We start from the raw sequence: 17,929 nt of genomic DNA on the forward strand, positions 1-17,929 counted from the left end.
GGCGTTCGGGGTGTGCGGGCGGAAGCGTGCGGCCATCAGGTCGTGATACCGCCGTGAGTCCGCTCACCGGCAGGCCTCGCCCGCGGTGGTGCCGGAGAGGGATCCGGGCCAGTGGTTGGTCCGGCTCAGTTCGCAGATGCGGTCGGCGGTCCGGTCCGCGTCCGTGGGCCACAGCCGTGCTCCGTCGCCGGCGGCGGTGAGGAGCGTGCTCTGGTCGGGGCTGAAGGCGGCCGTGTGCACGGCTCTGGTGTGACCGACGAGCAGTGCCGTGACCTGCTGTGATGCCACGTCCCACAGGCACACCGTGCCGCTGGCGTCCGTGCTGGCCAGCGTGCGGCCGTCGGCGCTGAAGGCGACGGAGAAGACGGTGTTGATGTGGCCGGTGAGGGTGGCGACCGTCCGGCGCTGCGCCACGTCCCACAGGCGCACGGTGGCGTCGGAGCTGCCGGTGGCCAGGGTGCGGCCGTCGGGGGAGAAGGCCAGGGAGGCGATGGCGTTGGTGTTCTCGGACAGCACGGCGAGGGTGCGGTGCGTGGCCAGGTCCCACAGGCGCACCGTCCCGTCGTACCCGGCGGTGGCCAGCGTGCGGCCGTCGGGGGAGAAGACGGCCTTGGCGACCAGGCTGGTGTGCCCCTGGAGGACCGCTGTCGTCTGGTGGGTCGCCACGTCCCACAGGCGCACGGTCGTGTCGAGGCTGCTGGTGGCCAGGGTGCGGCCGTCGGGGGAGAAGGCGATGCTCGACACCTGGTCGGTGTGGCCTTCGAGGGTGGCCACCGGGCGGCCTGACGCGGCGTCCCACAGGCGTGCCGTGCGGTCGGAGCTCGCGGCGGCCAGCAGGAGGCCGTCCGGGGAGAACGCCAGGTGCATGATGCCCTGGCCGTGCGCCGCGAAGGTCACGGCGGGGCGCAGCGGAGCGGTGGTCCACGTGGTGACGGAGCCGTCGGTGTGGCCGATGGCGAGGGTCCGGCCGTCGGGGGCGTAGGTGGCGACGGTCGCGAGGGTGTCCAGGTCGTTCGTCGCGCTGAAGGTGGCGGCGATCTGGCGGCTCCTGAGGTTCCACGTGTGGACGATGTTGTCGGTGGCGGTGGTGGCCAGCTCGTTGCCGTCGGGGGAGAGCGCCAGCGCGGGGGCGGATGTGTTGGTCTCGTGGAGGGTGGCGGTCAGTCGGCGCTCGGTCACGTCCCAGAGGGCGACCGTGTTGTCCTGGCCGATCGTGGTCAGGGTGCGGCCGTCGGCGGTGAACGCGGCCTGGCTCACCTCCTGCGTGTGCCCGTCGAGGACGGCCGTGGTGTCGTGCGACGCCACGTCCCACAGCCGCACGGCGCGGTCGGCGCCGGCGCTGGCCAGAGTGCGGCCGTCGGGGCTGAAGGCGACGGTGCCGACGGCGCCGGTGTGGCCGGTCAGGGTGGCGAGCACGCGGTGGGTGGTGGTGTCCCACAGCTTCACGGTGTGGTCGGCGCTGCCGGTGGCCAGGGTGCGGCCGTCGGGCGCGTACGCCACCGCTCGTACGGAATCGGTGTGACCGGTGAGCGTCGTGAGGGCACGCCGGGACGCCACGTCCCACAGCCGGGCGGTCTGGTCGTACCCGGCGGTGGCCAGGGTGCGGCCGTCGGGCGAGAACGCCGCCGAGGAGACGGCGCCGGTGTGGCCGGTGAGGATGGCCGTCGTGCGGCCGGAGGCGACGTCCCACAGCCGTACGGTGCGGTCGGAGCTGCCGGTGACCAGGGTGTGGCCGTCGGGGCTGAAGGCGACCGTGTTGACGATGCCGGTGTGGCCGGTCAGGGTGGCGAGCATGCGGTGGGTGGTGGTGTCCCACAGCTTCACGGTGTGGTCGGCGCTGCCGGTGGCCAGGGTGCGGCCGTCAGGCGCGTACGCCACCGCCGTCACGGTGCCGGTGTGACCGGTGAACTGGTTGGAGGAGTAGGCGGCGTAGGCGCTCAGCAGGCTGCCGCGGGCCTCGGTGGTGCGGGCCGTCCGGTAGCCCTCCAGCGCGACCAGCGCCGCGGCCTCGGGCTGCGTCTCGAGGAGTTGCCTGGACTGGGCGGCCCGTTCGCGGGAGACCGCGACGCGGCGCTGCGCGTCGGACTGCTCCCTCTGGACGAACGCGGTCACCGCCAGCACCAGGGAGAGCACGGTCAGGACGGCCAGCGCCACGACCGTCCGGCGCCGGCGGCGGCCACGCTGGCCGTCCGCCGCGGTGCTGGCGTCCAGGAAGGCGGACTCCAGCCGGTTGAGCGCCGCGCCGCGGGTCCGGGACCAGCCCCAGGCGGTGGCGAGCTGCGCTCCCCGGTACAACGCGCCCGGGTCGCGCTGGAGTTCGTGCCAGGTCAGGGCGGCCTGGGTGAGCCGGCGGTGCGTCCGCAGGGCCTCGCGATCGACGTCGAGCCAGTGGCGCAGCCGCGGCCAGGCGCGGATGACCGCTTCGTGGGCGACGTCGACGGTGCCGTCGGCCAGGACGATCAGGCGGGCGGCGGCGAGCCGGTGCAGGAGGTCGTCGACGGTCGCGGCGTCGGCGAGGCCGTCGAGTTCCTCCCGGGCCAGGCGGCGGCGGGTGTCCTCGGTGCCCTCGCCCGGGGCGGTGAGCCGGAGGAACAGCAGCCGCATGGCCTCCTGGTGGCCCGGCGGGAGAGCGGCGTACATGGCCTCGGCGGTCTGGGTGATGGCTCCCCGCATGCCGCCGGTGGCCCGGTAGTCGGCCAGCCGCAGGACGGCCCCGCGGCGCCTGGTCCAGGTCTCGCGCATCGCGTGGGCCACCAGCGGCAAGGCGCCGGGCTGGCCGGTGGCCTCCGCGAGGACGGCCTCCAGCAGGTCGGGGTCCACCACGACGCCCGCTCGGGCCGCGGGTTCGACGACGATGTCCCGCAGCTCGGCCCGGGTGGGTGCGCCGACCGGTAGTTGGGCGCCCGAGCGGAGGGCGGCGGCCAGGGCGGGGTGGGCGAGACAGCGGTCGTAGAAGTCGGCGCGCACGCTGATGACGACCCGTACCCGGGCCTCGGCTGCGCCGGCGGCCCCGTTGCCGGTCGTACGCTCGCCGGCCGTCCAGGCCAGGCAGGCCAGGGCCGCCTCCCGCTCCCCGGCGTCCGCGCAGGTGGTGAAGAGCTCCTCGAACTGGTCGACGACGAGGACGGCGCGCCGGTCGGCGGGCTGTGTGACCAGCCAGGTGTCCAGCGCGATCCCCAGGGCCGCGGGCTCGTCGGCCAGCGTGCGGGACAGCGCCTCCGCGTCACCGCCCGTCAGGGCGCAGACCGCCAGGGCCAGCGCCCGCAGCGGGCGGTCGCCGGGGACCAGCGGCGCGGTGTGCCAGGCCTCGTCGAGCCGGGGGAGCAGCCCGGCCCGCAGCAGGGAGGACTTGCCGCTGCCGGAGGCGCCGACGACCGCCGTCAGCCGGTGGTCACCCACGTGCCGGACCAGGTGGCTCACCAGTTCCGAGCGGCCGAAGAAGATGTCGGCGTCCCCCGTGCCGAACGCGGCCAAGCCCAGGTACGGGCAGGGAGCGGGGTCGCCCCCGTCCGGGCGGTCCTCGTCGCCGTCCTGCGCCGTGGCGGACGGCCCCTGGACGGCGCGGGAAGCCGCCAGCCAGCGGGCCTCCCACTCCGCCTTCTCCCCGCCGCACACCCGCGCGTAGGCGAGCACCACGGCCAGCGACGGCAGGCGCTCGCCCTTCGCCGCCTCCGCCAGCGTGCTGGCCGAGTAGTGCGACTCCTTCGCCAGCACGCGGTAGCTCGGTGCGCCCGACCGGTCCCGCAACTGGCGCAGCTCCCAGGCGAGCCGCTCCACCGGACCGGCCTGCGGATCGACGAACCGCTCCGGTCTGCCCAGTCGGGCCTTGCGCTGTGTCCCGTTCGGCCGCGCGTCCACGTTCACCACCCCTGGCAGGCCCCTCCCGCCCCCTCACATCGTTGTCCGACTTGAATGTCCTGCCCAGAGGGCTCTTTCGGACAATGCGCCGCCGCTGCAGAGTTCTCGGCAACGGGGGGTTCGCCGGAACACCTCGTGGCGTTCGGGGGACGGCCCGGTGGCAGCCGCTTGCCACCGGGCCGAGCGCCTCAGGTGCCGCCGCGCAGGTGCCGCCGCTCAAATCGGCACCTGCGCGGAGGACCCGTCGTCAACGCGAAAGGCATCCGCCGCTTGCCGGCACACCTGTGACGCAGCTCACTGGAACTGCTTCGCGGTGGCCGGACAACCAGAGGTGTGGACTATTCGCTGCACGAACGGATCAGAGCCGGGGACCCGGACGCCTTCCGGCAGTTGTTCCAGGAGCACTCGCGCGCGGTTCTGGCACACGCGGTCCGGGTGAGCGGGGACCGCGCCGGTGCCGAGGACGTCATGGCGGTGGTCTTCCTGGAGGCCTGGCGCCTGCGGGACAAGCTCCGCGACGAAGGGGCCACTCCTCGCCCGTGGTTGATGGGCATCACCGTCAACGTGCTGCGCAACCGGGCCAGGGCCGCCCGCCGGCATGCGGCCGCCCTCGCCCGCATGCCGCTCGCCGACCCCGCCCCGGACTTCGCCGACGAGCTGGTCGGCCGGCTCGCCGACCGCGATCAGCTGCTGGCCGCCAAGACGGCGCTGGAGAAACTCCGCCGTGGGGAGCGCGAGGTGTTCTCGCTGTGCGTGTGGGCGGACCTCAGCTACCCCGAGGCCGCCGAGGCGCTGGGCATCCCGGTCGGCACCGTGCGCTCCAGGCTCTCCAGGGCCCGCACCCGGCTGCGTGCCCTGGCCGACAAGGAACTGCGGCAGGCCTCGAAAACTCGCCGGGAACCCCTGCGGGCAGCCGGACAAGTACAGGGTGGCCGGATGGTTCCGGCCCGGTCGAACAAGGAGTGAAGCAGATGACCAGCATCCCGCAGCGGCGGCAGCCGCTCGATGACACGGAGCTGAGGCACCTGCTGCCGGCGGCCGGAGCACCTGCCGTCCCGCTCGGCCGGCAGCGCCAGATCGAGGAGTTCCTGATGAACGAGATCACCCGTACCACCGAAGCCGCAGTGCCGGTCCGCCCCGAGGCCAGGAAGCGCCGGCGGCTGCTGATCGCCGTACCCACCACGGTGGCGGCACTCGCCCTCGCCGCCACCGTGGCGGCCACCACGCTCGGCAGCCCGGGAGCGACCCCCGCGGGCAGTGAGCGCATCTCCGCGCCCGTCATCCAGGTCTCGGCGGGCGACACCGCAGGCCTGGCCGGCGCGGTGGAGCGGATCTCGCTGGCCGCCAAGGCCGCGCCGGACGTCGTCCTGCGCCCGGGGCAGTACGTCTACATCGAGAGCACCGTCTCCCACCTCTCGGGCTCCGTCGACCTCAGCAGCGGCACGTCGAAGGTGTGGGTCGAGAAGCCCCACCAGCGGCAGATCTGGCACTCGGCCGACGGCCGTACGGGCTGGCTCACCGAAGAGGGCAAGTCCCCGGAAGGCGGCGCGGCACTCTCGGCGGACAGCGGCAACCACCTGAACGCACCCTCCTACGACTACCTGCGCACCCTGCCCACCGACCCGCAGGAACTGCTGCAGAAGATCTACACCGAGACCAAGGGAAGCGGCAGCGGGCCGGACCAGCAGGCGTTCGTCACCATCGGCGACCTGATCCGCGAGCAGGCCGTCCCCGGCGAGCTCGCCGCCGCGCTCTACCAGGCTGCGGCCCGCATCCCCGGTGTCGTCCTCGTCGACAGCGCCACCGACGCCGCCGGGCGCACCGGCATCGCGATCGCCCGTACCAACACCGCCACCGGCTCCCGCGACGAGATCATCTTCGACCGCAGCTCCTACACCTTCCTGGGCGAGCGCAGCGTCCAGGTCACCGAGGTCTCCGGGGTCAAGCCCGGCACCGTCATCGCGAACACCGCCGTCCTCAAGCGCGCCGCCGCCGACGCCCCGGGCCGCCAGCCGGGCAACGCCCAGGCCTGACCGCACCCGCGCGTCACTCCGCCCGTCGTTCCGGCCCTCGTTCTCGGGCCGGGGCGGCGGGCGGAGCTGTGTGAACAGAGTTGGATAGAGAGCCCCTAACGGTGGGCGAGGCCGTCGATCATCAGGGAGACGGTGAAGTCGAAGCGGTCGTGGCCCGTGCCGGCAGTGAGTTCGGCGGCGTGGCGGGTGGTGTGGGGGAAGGCCGCGGCGGGCAGGGCGGTGAGGCGGCGCTGCAGTTCGTCGCGGTCGAGGACCCACGCGTCGTCGTCATGTGCTGCTCGCTGGCGCACGATCGAGGCTTCGAGGCAGTAGGCGGCCACGTACAGCAGGAGCGCGTCGACGGCCCAGGCGGCGGCCTGCGGCGCGACGCCGCCGGCGAGCAGGATCGCCAGCATTCCTTCGCTGACGCGCATGGTTTCGAGGTCGGTGGGGGCCATGGCGAGCGCGGCGCGGGAGATCCCGGGGTAGTCCAGGTACTGGTCGCGGATCTGGGCGCAGACGCCGCGGATCTGGTCCCGCCAGGCCGTGGGGTCGGGCTCGGGCAGGGCGAGCGCGGCGCACAGCCGTCCGATGAGCAGCTCGTCGAGGTCGGCCTTGTTGACGACGTGGGCGTAGAGCGAGGCGGGTCCGGTGTCGAGGGCGCCGGCGAGGCGGCGCATGGTCAGTGCCTCGTAGCCCTCGGTGGCGATGACGTCCAGCGCGGTGTCGATGACCTGGTCCACGGTGATGGGGGCCTTGCGGCGCCGCGGCCTGGGGTCGGTCTCGGCGTCGGGGTTCGGCGGCTGGTGGCGTGCCGCGCGTCGCTCTCTCGGGTTCACCGGACCATCATAGCTTGACACGAACGCCGTTCGTTTATAGAACACTGTTCGTGACTACGAATGTGAACCAGGATTCGAACCAGGCCGTGAGCCGGGACGTGCAGCGGGACGTGCAGCGGGACATGGACGTGGACGTGGACGTGGACGTGACCGTGGTCGGCGCCGGGCCGGTGGGCCTCGTGCTCGCCGCCGAGCTGGCGCTCTCCGGGGCGACGGTGCAGGTGCTCGAACGGCTCGCCGAGCCGGACCGGTCGATGAAGGCGGGGGCGGTCAACGTCCCGACGGCCGAGGCGCTCGACCGCCGCGGCCTGCTGCCGGCCGCCGAACAGGTGCAGCGGGAGCAGCTCGAACGGGTCGGGGCGTTCGCCCGCGCGGTCGACCAGCCGCCCGGCGGCGGCCGGCCGGCGCGCGCACCCCGCTTCACCGGGCACTTCGCCGGGATGGTCCTCGACGCCGACCTCGTGGACTGGTCCGACGCCGACCTCGCCGCGCACACCGCCGTCGACGGAGCGCGGATGGTGCCGCAGCGCGAGCTGGAGGCACTGCTGGCCGGTCAGGTCGCGCGCCTGGGCGTGGCGGTGCGTCGCGGGGTGGAGGTCACCGCGCTCGAAGACACCGGCGACGGCGTGCTCGTCACCACCACCGCCGGCACGGTGCGCACCGGATGGCTGGTCGGGTGCGACGGCGGGCGCAGCACCGTGCGCCGCCTCGCGGGCATCGGCTTCCCCGGCACCGACCCCGAACTCACCGGACACCTGGCGGTCGTCGACATCGCCGACCCCACGATGCTCGCGGACGGATGGGCGTGGTCGACCCGGGGCGCCTACCGTTACGGGCCGCAGCCCGGGCGGGTGGTCACCGTGGAGTTCGACGGCGGCCCCGCCGACCGCTCCGCGCCGGTCACCCTTGAGGAGGTGCAGAGCAGCCTGCGCCGGGTCTCGGGCACCGACGTCACCCTCACCGCGCTGCGCGGCCCCGCGACCCGCTGGAGCGACAACGCCCGCCAGGCCGCGGCCTACCGCTCGGGGCGGGTGCTCCTGGCCGGCGACGCCGCGCACGTGCACTCGCCGTTCGGCGGCCAGGGGCTCAACCTCGGGGTCGGCGACGCGATGAACCTCGGCTGGAAGCTCGGCGCCGTGGTCGCCGGGTGGGCGCCCGAAGGGCTGCTCGACACCTACGACGCCGAGCGCCGCCCCCTCGGCGCCTGGGTGCTGGACTGGACGCGGGCCCAGATCGGGGTGATGCGCGGGGACGCCAAGTCGGCCGCGCTCCGGGAGGTCGTCGCCGACCTGCTGGACACCGGGGCGGGCGCGACCCACGCGGTCAAGAAGATCTCCGGGGTGACGCAGCGCATCGACCTGCCCGGCGACCACCCGCTGGTCGGGCGGTACGTCCCCGACCTGTGGCTGGGGGACGGCTCCCGGCTGGTCGACCACGGCCACGGCGGCGGGTTCCTGCTGCTCGACCGCACGGCGGACGGCGCGTTCACCCGCCTCGCCTCGGACTGGCCCGGGCGGGTGACCAGCGTGACCGACGACCACGCGACACCGACCGCAGTCCTCGTCCGCCCGGACGGAGTGGTCGCCTGGGCCTGTGACACCAGCACCGCCGCCGCCGAGGCCGGCCTCGAAGCCGCCCTGCACCGCTGGGCGGGCGCCCCGTCCCCCTCACCCGAGCCGGTGCGCTGAACTTCGAGCCCTCCGACCGCCCCCGGAACCTGGCGTGTGTCTGACGGTCACCCGGCAGCCGTGAAGTCCGGGCGGGGTTTCTCATTGGCGCTCACCCATCGTTCCGCCCGGTCGTACGAGTAGAAGCGCAGCGGTTCGGAGCGGGGAGGCAGCGCCTTCACCAGTTGGCCGGTCTTGTGGTCCTGGATGACCCAGACCGGGTACGAGGCCCCGTGAGCGGCGTCGGCGGGAACGATCCCGTATCGCCGGCTCATCGGCGGGTCACCTGGATGAACCCGCCGACCTTCTCGACCCGCCGGGAGAATTCGTCGAACTCGCCGTCGATGGGGGAGACGGTCGCCCTGGACGGGATCAGGATCGCTCCAGCGCCCAGGTTCTGGATCGTCTGCAAGGCGGCCAGAAGCAGGGGGCGTTGGTCCGGGGGCTTCTCCATCTCGTCATCAACGACGGTGAGGGCCACCGTCCACCCGAAGGCGAGCGCGTACTCCTCGCAGCTGCGCATCTCCAACTCGGGGAAGGCAGGACTGGCCTTGGCCAGGTAGATCACCACCTGGAAGCGCTTGATGCCTGTGCCCGTAAGGTCCTTGACGACCTCGCCGGCCTTCGGCCGGCAGATCGTCGCGCGAGACCTCTTGCGAACCGCCACTGCGAACTCCCTAGAGCACTCAACCTGTGTCCTAGGTCAGAAGGTAGAGCGAGGAGAAGTGCTGCCGGCTTCAACGTCGGTGCACTAGTGTGCTCCTGAGTGACTATCACCTCGACCGAGGAGTAGCGCATGGCCGGATCCAAGACGTTCACCGCGATCGCCGATCACTACCGGCAGGCGATACTCACCGGCGAACTCGTTCCAGGCGAGAAACTCCCGACCAACAGGGAGATGTGCCAGCGGTGGAACGTCGCAGCGGCAACCGTCAGCAGGGCCTTGAACCAGCTGATGGTGGAAGGGCTCATCAGGACGAGTCCGCGTGGCACGTTCGTCGCGGACGAGGTGACGTCGACCGCGACGGGACGGGACCGGCTGACCACGGTCCAGCGGCTCAGGTCCAGCCTGATGGAGGGCGAAACCAGCCGGGTCACGGCCGCCGAGCTGGTGGTGCCCCCGTTGTACGTGCAGGACATCTTCAACCTCGATCCCGGCGATCAGCTTGTCAGGCGCGAGTACATCGCGGGCCGGGGCCGGAGCCGGACCATGCTGGCGGTCGTCTGGTACCCGGCGCACTTCGCCGCGCTGGTGCCGGATCTGCTCTCGACGGCGCCCGGCAAGAACGCGGGTCTCACTGCGAAAGTGCTCGACGCTTCCGGCCGGACGATCACGCATGCCCGGGATGACATGCATGCCCGGGAGTGCGATGCCCGAGAGGCATCGGCCCTGGGTCTTCGCGTGGGGTCCCCGGTCCTGGGCGGGGTGCATCGTTGGTCGGACGACGAGGGCGTGATCGAGTTCGGCCTCTGGGTCGTCCCGACCCGGGTCACGGTCGGCTACGAGTACGGCGCCTGAGCCCCCGACACCTGCGCCACCGACAAACGCACAAGCCGCCCCGGCCCCGTAGGCCGGGGCGGCTTCCTCGAATGATCGGTCCCGTCTCGGTCAGGGGGAGTCCGGCCTGGGGATGCGGACGCTGGCGGAGCGGAGCCTGGTCTCGACCAGTGCGACCAGCCGGGCCTCGGCCGATCCCTGTTCTTCGCCGTGGTGGGCGATCAGCTGGTACCGGGTCGCGGCTTCGGTGCGGGCTTGGAGGCCGGTCACGATCTTCAGCTGGGCGGGGTTGGCGAGGAAGTGGTCGGCCGCGGCGGCGGCGAGTTCGGCGATGCGCGGGTCGTCCGGTTCCCAGGTCGCGGCTTCGGCGCCGCGCTTGAGCAAGGCGACGAACCGGCTGTCCAGCAGGGCGTGTTCGACATGGGTGAGGTAGTCGTCGAAGCCTTCCGGGACCAGGGCCCTGGCCAGCACCCAGCCCTCCCTGGTGGCCGCCGCCTCGTCCGGGGTGAAGCCGAGGTCGGCCATCCGCTCCAGCAGTGCCACGGCGCGGTCGGGCAGTAGCGCCCGGTCGCCGTCGGCGAGTCGGTGCAGCGTGTCGCGCCGCGCAATCAACTCGTCGATCCGTTCGGTGAGTTGACGTTCGACGTCGGCGAGCTTCGCGGTGAACAGCGCGGCGTCGGCGTCGAGCAGGGGCCCGGTCTCGGCCAGCGGCACCCCGGCGGCGGCCAGCGTCCGGACCTGCACCAGCCGCAACAGGTCGGCCGATCCGTACCGCCGGTATCCGGAGCTGTCGCGTTCCGGCTCCTCGGCCAGGCCGAGCTTGTGGTAGTGCCGCACCGTCTTCACCGTGATGCCGACGAATGCCGCCGCCTGCCCGATCGTGACTCCGTTCATCCGCCAATCCTGCCTCGTACTCGAACTCGGTGGCTCCGCACACCACATCAGTCCGTCGGCCGGGCCGGATCGGCCGGCCCGCCGCAGAACACCTCGTCGACGAGCCTGTGCATCGCCTGCTGGAACGCCCCGCCGATGGACAGGCCGGCGTCGTCCACGCAGTTCAGCGCGGCGGTCAGGGTCCGGCTGCCGTCGGGCGTGCTGTACATCAGCGCCGCGTGGCCCACGGCGGCGCCGTTGTGGGAGACGACGGTGGCGCCGCCGTCCGTCGTCACCACGAACACGCCCAGGCCGTAGTCCATGTTCGGGATGCCCGTCGGGTGCGGGGTGCACATCTCCGCCAGCAGCGGGGCCGGCAGGAGCCTGCCGCCCAGCAGCGCGGAGATGAACGTGTGGAGGTCCCGGGTGGTGGAGATCATGTCGCCGCCGCTGGAGATCCAGGAGGGGTTCTGGCGGGTGATGTCGATCGTCCTCTGCTCGCCGGCGTCCTCGTACCGGTAGTAGGCGTGGGCGTGCGGCTCGGGGATCTCCGGCGAGGCGCCCGGCAGCACGGTGCCCGACAGCCCGAGCGGCCCCAGGATCAGCCGCTGCATCTCCTCGGCGAGCGGGCGGCCGGTGACCTTCTCGATCAGCAGCCGGGCCAGCACGTAGTTGGTGTTGGAGTAGCTCCAGCCCGCCCCCGGCTCGAACCGGGCCGGCCTGGACAGCGCCAGCCGTACCAGCTCCTGCGGCCGGTAGGTCTTGAACCGGTTGTCCATCCACTCCCTGCCCGTGGTGCCGTAGGGGATGGGGATGCCCGGCGCGACCGTCCCGTCGGCGTAGACCTCGCCGGTGTGGTTGAACACCCCGCTGGTGTGCTGCAGCAGCATCCGCACCGTGATCCGCCCGTCCAGCCCGAATTCGGGCAGGTAGTGCGCCGCCGGGGTGTCCAGCCCGACCTTGCCCTCGGCCACCAGTTGCAGCACCAGGGTCGCGGTGAAGGTCTTGGTATTGCTGCCGATCCGGACCCGCCCGTCCGTCGGCGGCTTCGCGGCCCCGCCCAGTTCGGCCGCCCCGGCGCTGCCGACCCACGCGCCCCGCTCGTCGTGCACGCGCAGCGACACCCCGGTGAAACCGGAGTCGACGATCTCCTCGATCGCCTTCTGCAGCTCCGGGCGGTCCTGCCCTGGGGCGTCGAGGGCGACGGTCCGCAGGGTGCTCTCGTCCTGGTGGGAAGGGCCGGAAGGGCCGGAAAGGTCGGAATCGGGGAGTGGCATGGTGGTGTGCTCCTTCGCATCGGTGACGCCCGGGTCGGCGTCGTGCCGTTGCGAGGAGCTTGAGCCCTGACCCAGGGTCAACCTCAACGGTGATCTGGCTCACAGGCGAGGGGGGGCTCGGTCGTCCGTGTCGTCGTCCTGGGCGAAGTCGGTGGAGAGGGTGAGGTCCGTCCAGATGTCGAGGTCGTGGCCGACGGCGTCGCGTCCGGCGCGCCTTGCGCCGCATGCCGGGCACAGGTGCGGGTCACTGTCACACGAGCAGCGCCTCGAACTCCGGAAGTCGGCCGAACAGGTCGGGGAGGCCGCGCAAGCCGTTGCGCACGGACTCGTGCGACAGCGCGAGGTCAGGGCCGGTGCTCGCCTCGACACCGGCGAGGCACCGGAGGATGTTCCACCTCGTGTGCCCCAGCCAGCCGCCGATCATGAACACGAACCAGCTCGGACCTGGCGGCGGCAGCGCTCCGCCCCCCGCGACATAGCCGTCGAGGACCGAGCGGAAGACGGCGGGCTCGATGTGGTCGAAGCCGGGTCCCTTCGCGAGGCTCAGCGCGGTCGAGCCGAGCTCACCGGACAGGTCGAGCATTCCCGAGAGCTCCCAGTCGAGCACCACCGGCCGACCCTCTCGGGCGAGCAGGTTCCACGGGTGGATGTCCTTGTGGGTCAGCACGACGGGGCCTGGCCGTTCGCAGGTGTCGACGAAGTGGGCGATCGCGAGGAACGTCTCGACGCGAGAGGCGAGTTCGTCGGCCCACGGCTGTCCGGTCGCCGCCGCCCGCGCGGCGAGCTCGGGCCAGTCCCGTGACGTCGGTTCCTCGATCGGCACATGGGTCCACGCGACGTCGAGCGCGTGGATGCGCGCGAGGATCTCACCGATCTCGAACGCGTACGCCGCCGACACCGGTGCTTCCGGCACCTTCTCTCCCTCGACCCATCGGTGCACGAGCGTGTGGTGGCCGGCCGAGATCGGCTCCGGCATCGGGATGCCGGCGGCGAAGGCCGCCCGCTCAAACCTGAACACGTCCTCGACGCGATAGGTCCAGCGGCGGTCGACGACGTTCAACTCCTTCACCGCGAACGACCCTTGGTCGGTGTCGAGCCGGTACATCCGGTTGGCGAACCCGCCGTGGACACGGATCATGGGCCCGATCGGCACGCCGAGATGCGAAAGGTTCACCCACGCATGCTAGGGGCCGGCAGTCATCGATGCACCGGACTTTCCCGCGCCATGGTGCGGAGGTGCTGCGGAGGGTGCTCAACCCGCACGCCGAGCTTCGGACGGCCGGGTCCGGTGCATGCGGGGTTCGTGTCAGAACGCTTGGTGAGCGAGGGGCAGCGGCGGTAGGAGCGGGAGCGCCGAAGGCCGGACCGTCCCGGTGTCGCTGCAGGTCGCAGACCCGTGCCGACTGCTGCGCCGGCCCCGCCGGGCGCGTTGCCGGGCGGGGCGGGTGTCGGTTGCCGACCGTGCGCAGCCCGGTCTGCCCGGGTGGGGGTCAGACGGCGTTGTTGTCCGGCAGGCAGAAGGTCTTGTCGGCGACGTGTTCGATCAAGTACCCGGCGGTGATGAGGGCGGCGACGTCGTACGTGCCCGGGATGTCGCTCGGCTTCAGGGCCGGGTCGAGCCATTGCTGGAGTCCGTTGCCCGGCTGGGAGAACGCGCCCGCGATGTGCCCCTGCTGGACCGTGAACTTCTTCTGCACCTCGAAGCAGTGGTAGTTGGCGTCGCCTTCGTTGAGGGAGTCCGGCGGAAGGGCGCGCTGGGGGAACGGCGTGCCGCCGGGGGCGAGGTAGGAGCCGTAGGCGCTGTTCCCGAAGCGGTCCAGCTTCTGGTGTTCCGTCATGGTCTGTTCGGCCCTGTCGAGGGTGCCGTTGTTGTCGACGAAGCCGTTGTTGTCCGGGTACTTCCACCCCCTCCAGTCCCGGTACCAGTCCAGGAAGCGCGCCGGTGTCACCCCGCCCAGCCGGTCGTAGCCCTCCAGCAGTTTGGTCACCACGGGGTCCGTCGGCAGGGTGACCGGGCCGAGTTCCTTCCGGGTGCAGAGGTAGTTCTCGGCGCCGGCGTCGCGGACCTTGGGGACGTCCGCGCACTCCGTGATCGGCACCTCTCGGGAGGCGGGGGACTGGGCGGCGGCGGTGCCGGTGGCGGCCAACCCCGTCAGGGGTAGGGCGAGCGCCAGGGAGAGGGCGGCGAGAGTGGGGGTGCGCATGGGCGGGCGGCTCCGTTCGGGGTGCGGGGCGGGGAGGGCTGCGGCCATCGGCTCGTACGGCGGACCGTGTGGCCGTCGGACCCGCGCACAGTTACGCACGGCGATTTGCCTTCGTGCACGCACAAGGCCTCCGGCGCCGCTGGTGCCCACCCGTTCGGCCGATCTCGGTGGAGGCCGCCGCGCTTCGGCGCGGAGGGCCCGGTCGGAACCCGGAGAGCACCTCCTGCTCGGTGGAGCACGTCACGGCGTCGGACGGGCCCGGAAACCGAGGCGGTGCGGGGCCACGCCAAGGGCAAGGGCGAGTGCCTGCCCTTGGCGTGGGGAGGAAGGGAGGAGGTGTGTCAGCTGGTCGACTCGGTGGCCGGCCAGTTCTCGGTGATGTCGAAGGCGTACTCGAGCTCCCCGAGCGTCGTGCCGTTGTCGTCCACGAAGGTTGACTTGGCGGTGTAGCTGCCGCGGGACAGCAGCCCGCTCGGAGCCTCCTCCCAGCCGTGCCGGGGAATGCACACCGTGTGCTCCTTGTCCTGCGGGCCGAATGAGCCGAGCATCTGCTGGTCCTTGGAGACCTTGAGACCCTTGCGGAAGACTGCGGAGACGTACCTGAGGCCGGACACGATGTCACCGCTCACCGTGAAGCTGTAACTGAGCCTGTAGTGGGCACCTTCGGCGAGGACGAACGGAGTCTTCTTCAGATCGGCGAGTACCTGCGGGTCGTCAAGGCGCCACGTGGTGGAGGGTCGGCCCTCTATGTCCAGGGTCAGCGTGCGCAGGGTGGCGCGAGTTACGGTCTCGTTCTCGGGCATTCCGTCTCCATCGTGTGTGTCGCGGGGCAGAACCGGGCCGCCGAACTCGGCGTTCCGGAACGAAGGGAAGCACAACCGGTGGTGGACCCGGAGCCGAAGTCGCGGAACCTGACAGAACCTCAACTTGATGATCTAGAATGTCGGCACCTCGCCCCGGGAAGCCCCGGCTGAGCCGCTCTCCGCTGGTCGCGACGCCCGGCATGACAGCCTTCTGCCGACCGGTTCAGCGGCAGCCGTGCGCATCACCAGGGCACGACGCCGGCGTCCTCGAAGAACTGGCCGGTCGGGCCGTCGTCGGGCAGGGTCGCGAGTTTGATGGCGATCGCCGCGCCCTGTTCGGGGGTGCGCACGCCGTGGAAGCCGTTGAGGTCGGTCGCGACGTAGCCGGGGCAGCCGGCGTTGATCAGGATGTTCGTGCCACTCAGCTCCCGGGCGTACTGGAGGGTGACGGCGTTCAGGAACGTCTTCGACGGCGCGTACGCCACGGCCACCGGACCCGCCGTCTGCTCGGCGGCGGCTCCTGACTGCCGGGTGAGGGAGCCGACGCTGCTGGACATGTTCACGATCCGCGGTGAGGCGGAGCGCCGCAGCAGCGGCATCATCGCGTTGGTGACGCGGATGACGCCGATCACGTTGGTCTCCACGACCGTGCGGATGGTGGCGGGATCGACCCGGGTGGGCTCCTGCGGCATGCCGCCGGCGATGCCGGCGTTGTTGACGAGCACGTCGAGGTGCCCGGCCCGTTCCTCGATCAGCCGGGCGGCGGCGGTCGCGCTCGCGTCGTCGGTCACGTCCAGCGGTACGCCGAACGCGTCGACGCCGGCCGCGCGCAGCCTCTCCACCGCGGCCTCCCGGCGCTGGTCGTCGCGGGCGCCGACGCCGACGCTCCAGCCGAGGGCGCCCAGGCCCGCGGCGATCTCGTAGCCGATTCCCTTGTTCGCGCCGGTGACCAGCGCAGTCGTTCGTTCGCTCATGGGGCCATGCTGCCCGCGGCCCCCGGTGGGGGTCCAAGACCGATCGGGTGGGCACCGATACCGTCTGGGTATTGATCCGGAGTACCGTGGCCGGATGGAGACCCGGGAACTGCGCTACTTCGTCGCTGTCGCCGAAGAGCTGCACTTCGGGCGCGCCGCGCAGCGCCTCGGGATCGCGCAACCGCCGCTGTCACGGGCGATCCAGCAGCTCGAACGCCGGCTCGGGGCAGCCCTGCTGGATCGGACCAGCCGCACCGTCACGCTGACCGACGCCGGCTCGGTGCTGCTGGTCGAGGGCCGGGCGGTCCTGGAGGCGGTCGACGCCGCCGAGCGTCGGACCCGCCGCGCCGCCGCTTCCCCCACCGGCGGTCCCGGCCTGGTCCTGGTCACGAAGGCCAGCGCGTCCAGCGAACTGCTGGCGGAACTGCTCGACGCGTACGCCGTCGAACCCGGCTCGGTCCCCGTCGACGTCATCCTGTGCGGCCCGGCCGAGCAGGGACGACTTCTGCGCGAGGGCCGGGCCGACGTGGCGCTGCTGCACCGGCCGTTCGACTCGACGGCCGGGCTCCACGCCGAGGCGCTCAGCACGGAGGGCCAGGTGGCGGTCCTGCCGGCCGGGCATCCGCTCACCGCCCGGGACCACGTACACATGGCCGACATCGCCGGGCTGCCGGGCCTGCCCCTGCCACGCTGGCCCAACCCCGACGGCACCTACGCACCCGGCCCCGGCCCCCAAGTCCGCGACCACGCACAGTTGTTGCAGCTCGTCGCGCTCGGCCGGGCTTGCGCGGTCTCACCGGAGTCGTGCCGAGCCCAGCTGCACGGTGGCCTCGCCGCCGTGCCCGTGCTGGACGCGCCGAAAGTCACCACCGTGATCGCCTGGCCACCGCACAGTCGGTCCAGAGCCGTCGCCGACCTCGTCCGGACGGCGACACGTCTCCCGTAGTTCCCGCATGCCCGGCCGGGTTCCACCTGTGGTGGCCCGGTTCATCGTGCTCGTCAGGTGGCTCCCCGGGTCCCTCGGGTCCATCGGTACGCGCGCGCCTTGGTGTCAGCTGTCACGCTTCGGCACATGCGGAGCCTCCCCGGTGGTGCCATAGCATCCGGATGGCACAACGCACACCTGTCAGCGGGGGAGAGTACTGCACTTGTTCAAGAGATCGACGGCCGTGCCGTCCGGGGCGGCCGCACGGGCGGCCTGCGCGGCCGTGGTGATGGTGTCGGGCGCCCTGGTGCTCGGCTCATGCTCGTCCGTGGGGTCGCCGGCGGAGGATCGGGAACACCGAGCGCGCCCACACGTGTCGAGTCCCGGGAGGAGGCACTGGCCCGGGCGGATCGGGTCCAGGACCACGTGCGCGAGCTGACGGGCCTTGAGCGCGATCCGTGGAGCAAGCTCGTCGGCTACTACAGGTGCCAGGGGCGGGGATTGGGTGTGGCCGATGAGGGCGAGGCCTACCAGCTCAGCTCGGGGGTCCTGTTGAAGGCCGAGGACGACAAGCGCCCCGAGGTGCTGCGGGCGCTGCGGGAGAAGCTCGCCGGTGAGGGTTTCAAGATCACCTCGTTGGCGTCCGGTTCGGACGCTCAGCCCACCGCGCCCACCTGGGAGTTCGATGCCGTCCACGAGCCCGACGGCTACACCGTCTCGGCGGGCGCGTCGAAGCCCGGCCAGGGTGTGAGTGTGATGGTCGTCCTGCCCTGCCAGGCCCCGCCCACCGGCGCGGCTTCGCCCACTCCGACGGCCACCGGCTGAGGCCGGCGCGGCGGGTGCGTCAACAGCGTTACTGACCTTGGCGCTTCGAGGTGATTGGCCTGTTTGTGTAGCTGACTGACGGTCATTTGCGCGCTATGCCGTTGGTATGCGCTATGCGGATGGGGGCGGACTGACGGCGAAGGCACGTCAGCGCCGCGAGGCGGTGCGGCTGGA

16 protein-coding genes are annotated in these 17,929 nt (G+C 72.1%); 6 read left to right on the top strand and 10 right to left on the bottom strand.

Going from position 1 to position 17,929, the window contains the following annotated elements:
- Positions 1 to 63: 63 nt before the first annotated feature.
- The gene (locus AB0R04_RS35090; RefSeq protein ID WP_363377718.1) at positions 64 to 3,858 is read right to left on the bottom strand and encodes a cytochrome D1 domain-containing protein; all 3,795 of its coding nucleotides are present in this window, start codon (positions 3,856 to 3,858) and stop codon (positions 64 to 66) included.
- Positions 3,859 to 4,191: 333 nt separating this feature from the next.
- Here AB0R04_RS35090 and AB0R04_RS35095 point away from each other — a divergent pair, with 333 nt between their 5' ends.
- Complete coding sequence (locus AB0R04_RS35095) at positions 4,192 to 4,824, top strand: RNA polymerase sigma factor (protein WP_363377719.1); 633 nt, start codon at positions 4,192 to 4,194, stop codon at positions 4,822 to 4,824.
- A 5-nt stretch (positions 4,825 to 4,829) separates the two neighbouring features.
- Positions 4,830 to 5,891 carry a CU044_5270 family protein gene (locus AB0R04_RS35100; RefSeq protein WP_363377720.1) on the top strand — a complete coding sequence of 354 codons (1,062 nt, stop codon included), beginning with the start codon at positions 4,830 to 4,832 and terminating at the stop codon, positions 5,889 to 5,891.
- A 95-nt stretch (positions 5,892 to 5,986) separates the two neighbouring features.
- Here the strand turns inward: AB0R04_RS35100 and AB0R04_RS35105 are convergent, their stop codons facing one another.
- Positions 5,987 to 6,709, bottom strand: a complete 723-nt coding sequence (locus AB0R04_RS35105) for a TetR/AcrR family transcriptional regulator (RefSeq protein ID WP_363377721.1) — start codon at positions 6,707 to 6,709, stop codon at positions 5,987 to 5,989.
- Between the two features lie 122 nt (positions 6,710 to 6,831).
- Here AB0R04_RS35105 and AB0R04_RS35110 point away from each other — a divergent pair, with 122 nt between their 5' ends.
- Entirely contained in the window at positions 6,832 to 8,397 is a 1,566-nt protein-coding gene (locus AB0R04_RS35110) for an FAD-dependent monooxygenase (RefSeq protein WP_363377744.1), read from the top strand.
- 47 nt (positions 8,398 to 8,444) lie between these two features.
- Here AB0R04_RS35110 and AB0R04_RS35115 read toward each other — a convergent pair whose 3' ends face one another.
- Together AB0R04_RS35115 and AB0R04_RS35120 are read right to left on the bottom strand one after the other, a co-directional pair.
- Positions 8,445 to 8,651, bottom strand: coding sequence for a hypothetical protein (locus AB0R04_RS35115; RefSeq protein WP_363377723.1), 207 nt, complete (start codon positions 8,649 to 8,651; stop codon positions 8,445 to 8,447).
- Positions 8,648 to 9,043: a hypothetical protein gene (locus AB0R04_RS35120; protein WP_363377725.1), complete on the bottom strand. Its 396-nt coding sequence runs from the start codon at positions 9,041 to 9,043 to the stop codon at positions 8,648 to 8,650. Before AB0R04_RS35120 ends, AB0R04_RS35115 begins: the two co-directional genes overlap by 4 nt.
- 129 nt (positions 9,044 to 9,172) lie before the next feature.
- On the opposite strand from AB0R04_RS35120, the gene AB0R04_RS35125 reads away from it, so the two are divergent.
- Positions 9,173 to 9,895 (top strand): GntR family transcriptional regulator, encoded by a 723-nt coding sequence (locus AB0R04_RS35125; protein ID WP_063352252.1) that lies wholly within the window; start codon positions 9,173 to 9,175, stop codon positions 9,893 to 9,895.
- A gap of 90 nt (positions 9,896 to 9,985) precedes the next feature.
- Here AB0R04_RS35125 and AB0R04_RS35130 read toward each other — a convergent pair whose 3' ends face one another.
- The 6 genes from AB0R04_RS35130 to AB0R04_RS35155 all read right to left on the bottom strand — a co-directional run bounded on the left by AB0R04_RS35130 (position 9,986) and on the right by AB0R04_RS35155 (position 16,005).
- Positions 9,986 to 10,768 carry a MerR family transcriptional regulator gene (locus AB0R04_RS35130; protein WP_363377727.1) on the bottom strand — a complete coding sequence of 261 codons (783 nt, stop codon included), beginning with the start codon at positions 10,766 to 10,768 and terminating at the stop codon, positions 9,986 to 9,988.
- A 47-nt stretch (positions 10,769 to 10,815) separates the two neighbouring features.
- Complete coding sequence (locus tag AB0R04_RS35135; RefSeq protein WP_363377729.1) at positions 10,816 to 12,024, bottom strand: serine hydrolase domain-containing protein; 1,209 nt, start codon at positions 12,022 to 12,024, stop codon at positions 10,816 to 10,818.
- Positions 12,025 to 12,274: 250 nt separating this feature from the next.
- Positions 12,275 to 13,177 (bottom strand): aminoglycoside phosphotransferase family protein, encoded by a 903-nt coding sequence (locus AB0R04_RS35140; RefSeq protein ID WP_363377731.1) that lies wholly within the window; start codon positions 13,175 to 13,177, stop codon positions 12,275 to 12,277.
- A 337-nt stretch (positions 13,178 to 13,514) separates the two neighbouring features.
- A complete protein-coding gene (locus AB0R04_RS35145) occupies positions 13,515 to 14,228 on the bottom strand; it encodes a TNT domain-containing protein (protein ID WP_363377732.1) in 714 nt (237 codons plus the stop codon).
- 341 nt (positions 14,229 to 14,569) lie between these two features.
- The gene (locus AB0R04_RS35150; RefSeq protein WP_363377734.1) at positions 14,570 to 15,031 is read right to left on the bottom strand and encodes a hypothetical protein; all 462 of its coding nucleotides are present in this window, start codon (positions 15,029 to 15,031) and stop codon (positions 14,570 to 14,572) included.
- A gap of 242 nt (positions 15,032 to 15,273) precedes the next feature.
- Entirely contained in the window at positions 15,274 to 16,005 is a 732-nt protein-coding gene (locus AB0R04_RS35155) for an SDR family oxidoreductase (protein WP_363377736.1), read from the bottom strand.
- Between the two features lie 94 nt (positions 16,006 to 16,099).
- On the opposite strand from AB0R04_RS35155, the gene AB0R04_RS35160 reads away from it, so the two are divergent.
- The gene (locus AB0R04_RS35160; RefSeq protein ID WP_363377738.1) at positions 16,100 to 16,951 is read left to right on the top strand and encodes a LysR family transcriptional regulator; all 852 of its coding nucleotides are present in this window, start codon (positions 16,100 to 16,102) and stop codon (positions 16,949 to 16,951) included.
- A gap of 486 nt (positions 16,952 to 17,437) precedes the next feature.
- Positions 17,438 to 17,755, top strand: coding sequence for a hypothetical protein (locus AB0R04_RS35165; protein ID WP_363377740.1), 318 nt, complete (start codon positions 17,438 to 17,440; stop codon positions 17,753 to 17,755).
- The last annotated feature ends 174 nt before the right edge of the window (positions 17,756 to 17,929 follow it).

Source organism: Kitasatospora sp. NPDC056731 (genome assembly GCF_040687675.1).
In the GTDB taxonomy this organism is placed as follows: Bacteria; Actinomycetota; Actinomycetes; order Streptomycetales; family Streptomycetaceae; genus Kitasatospora.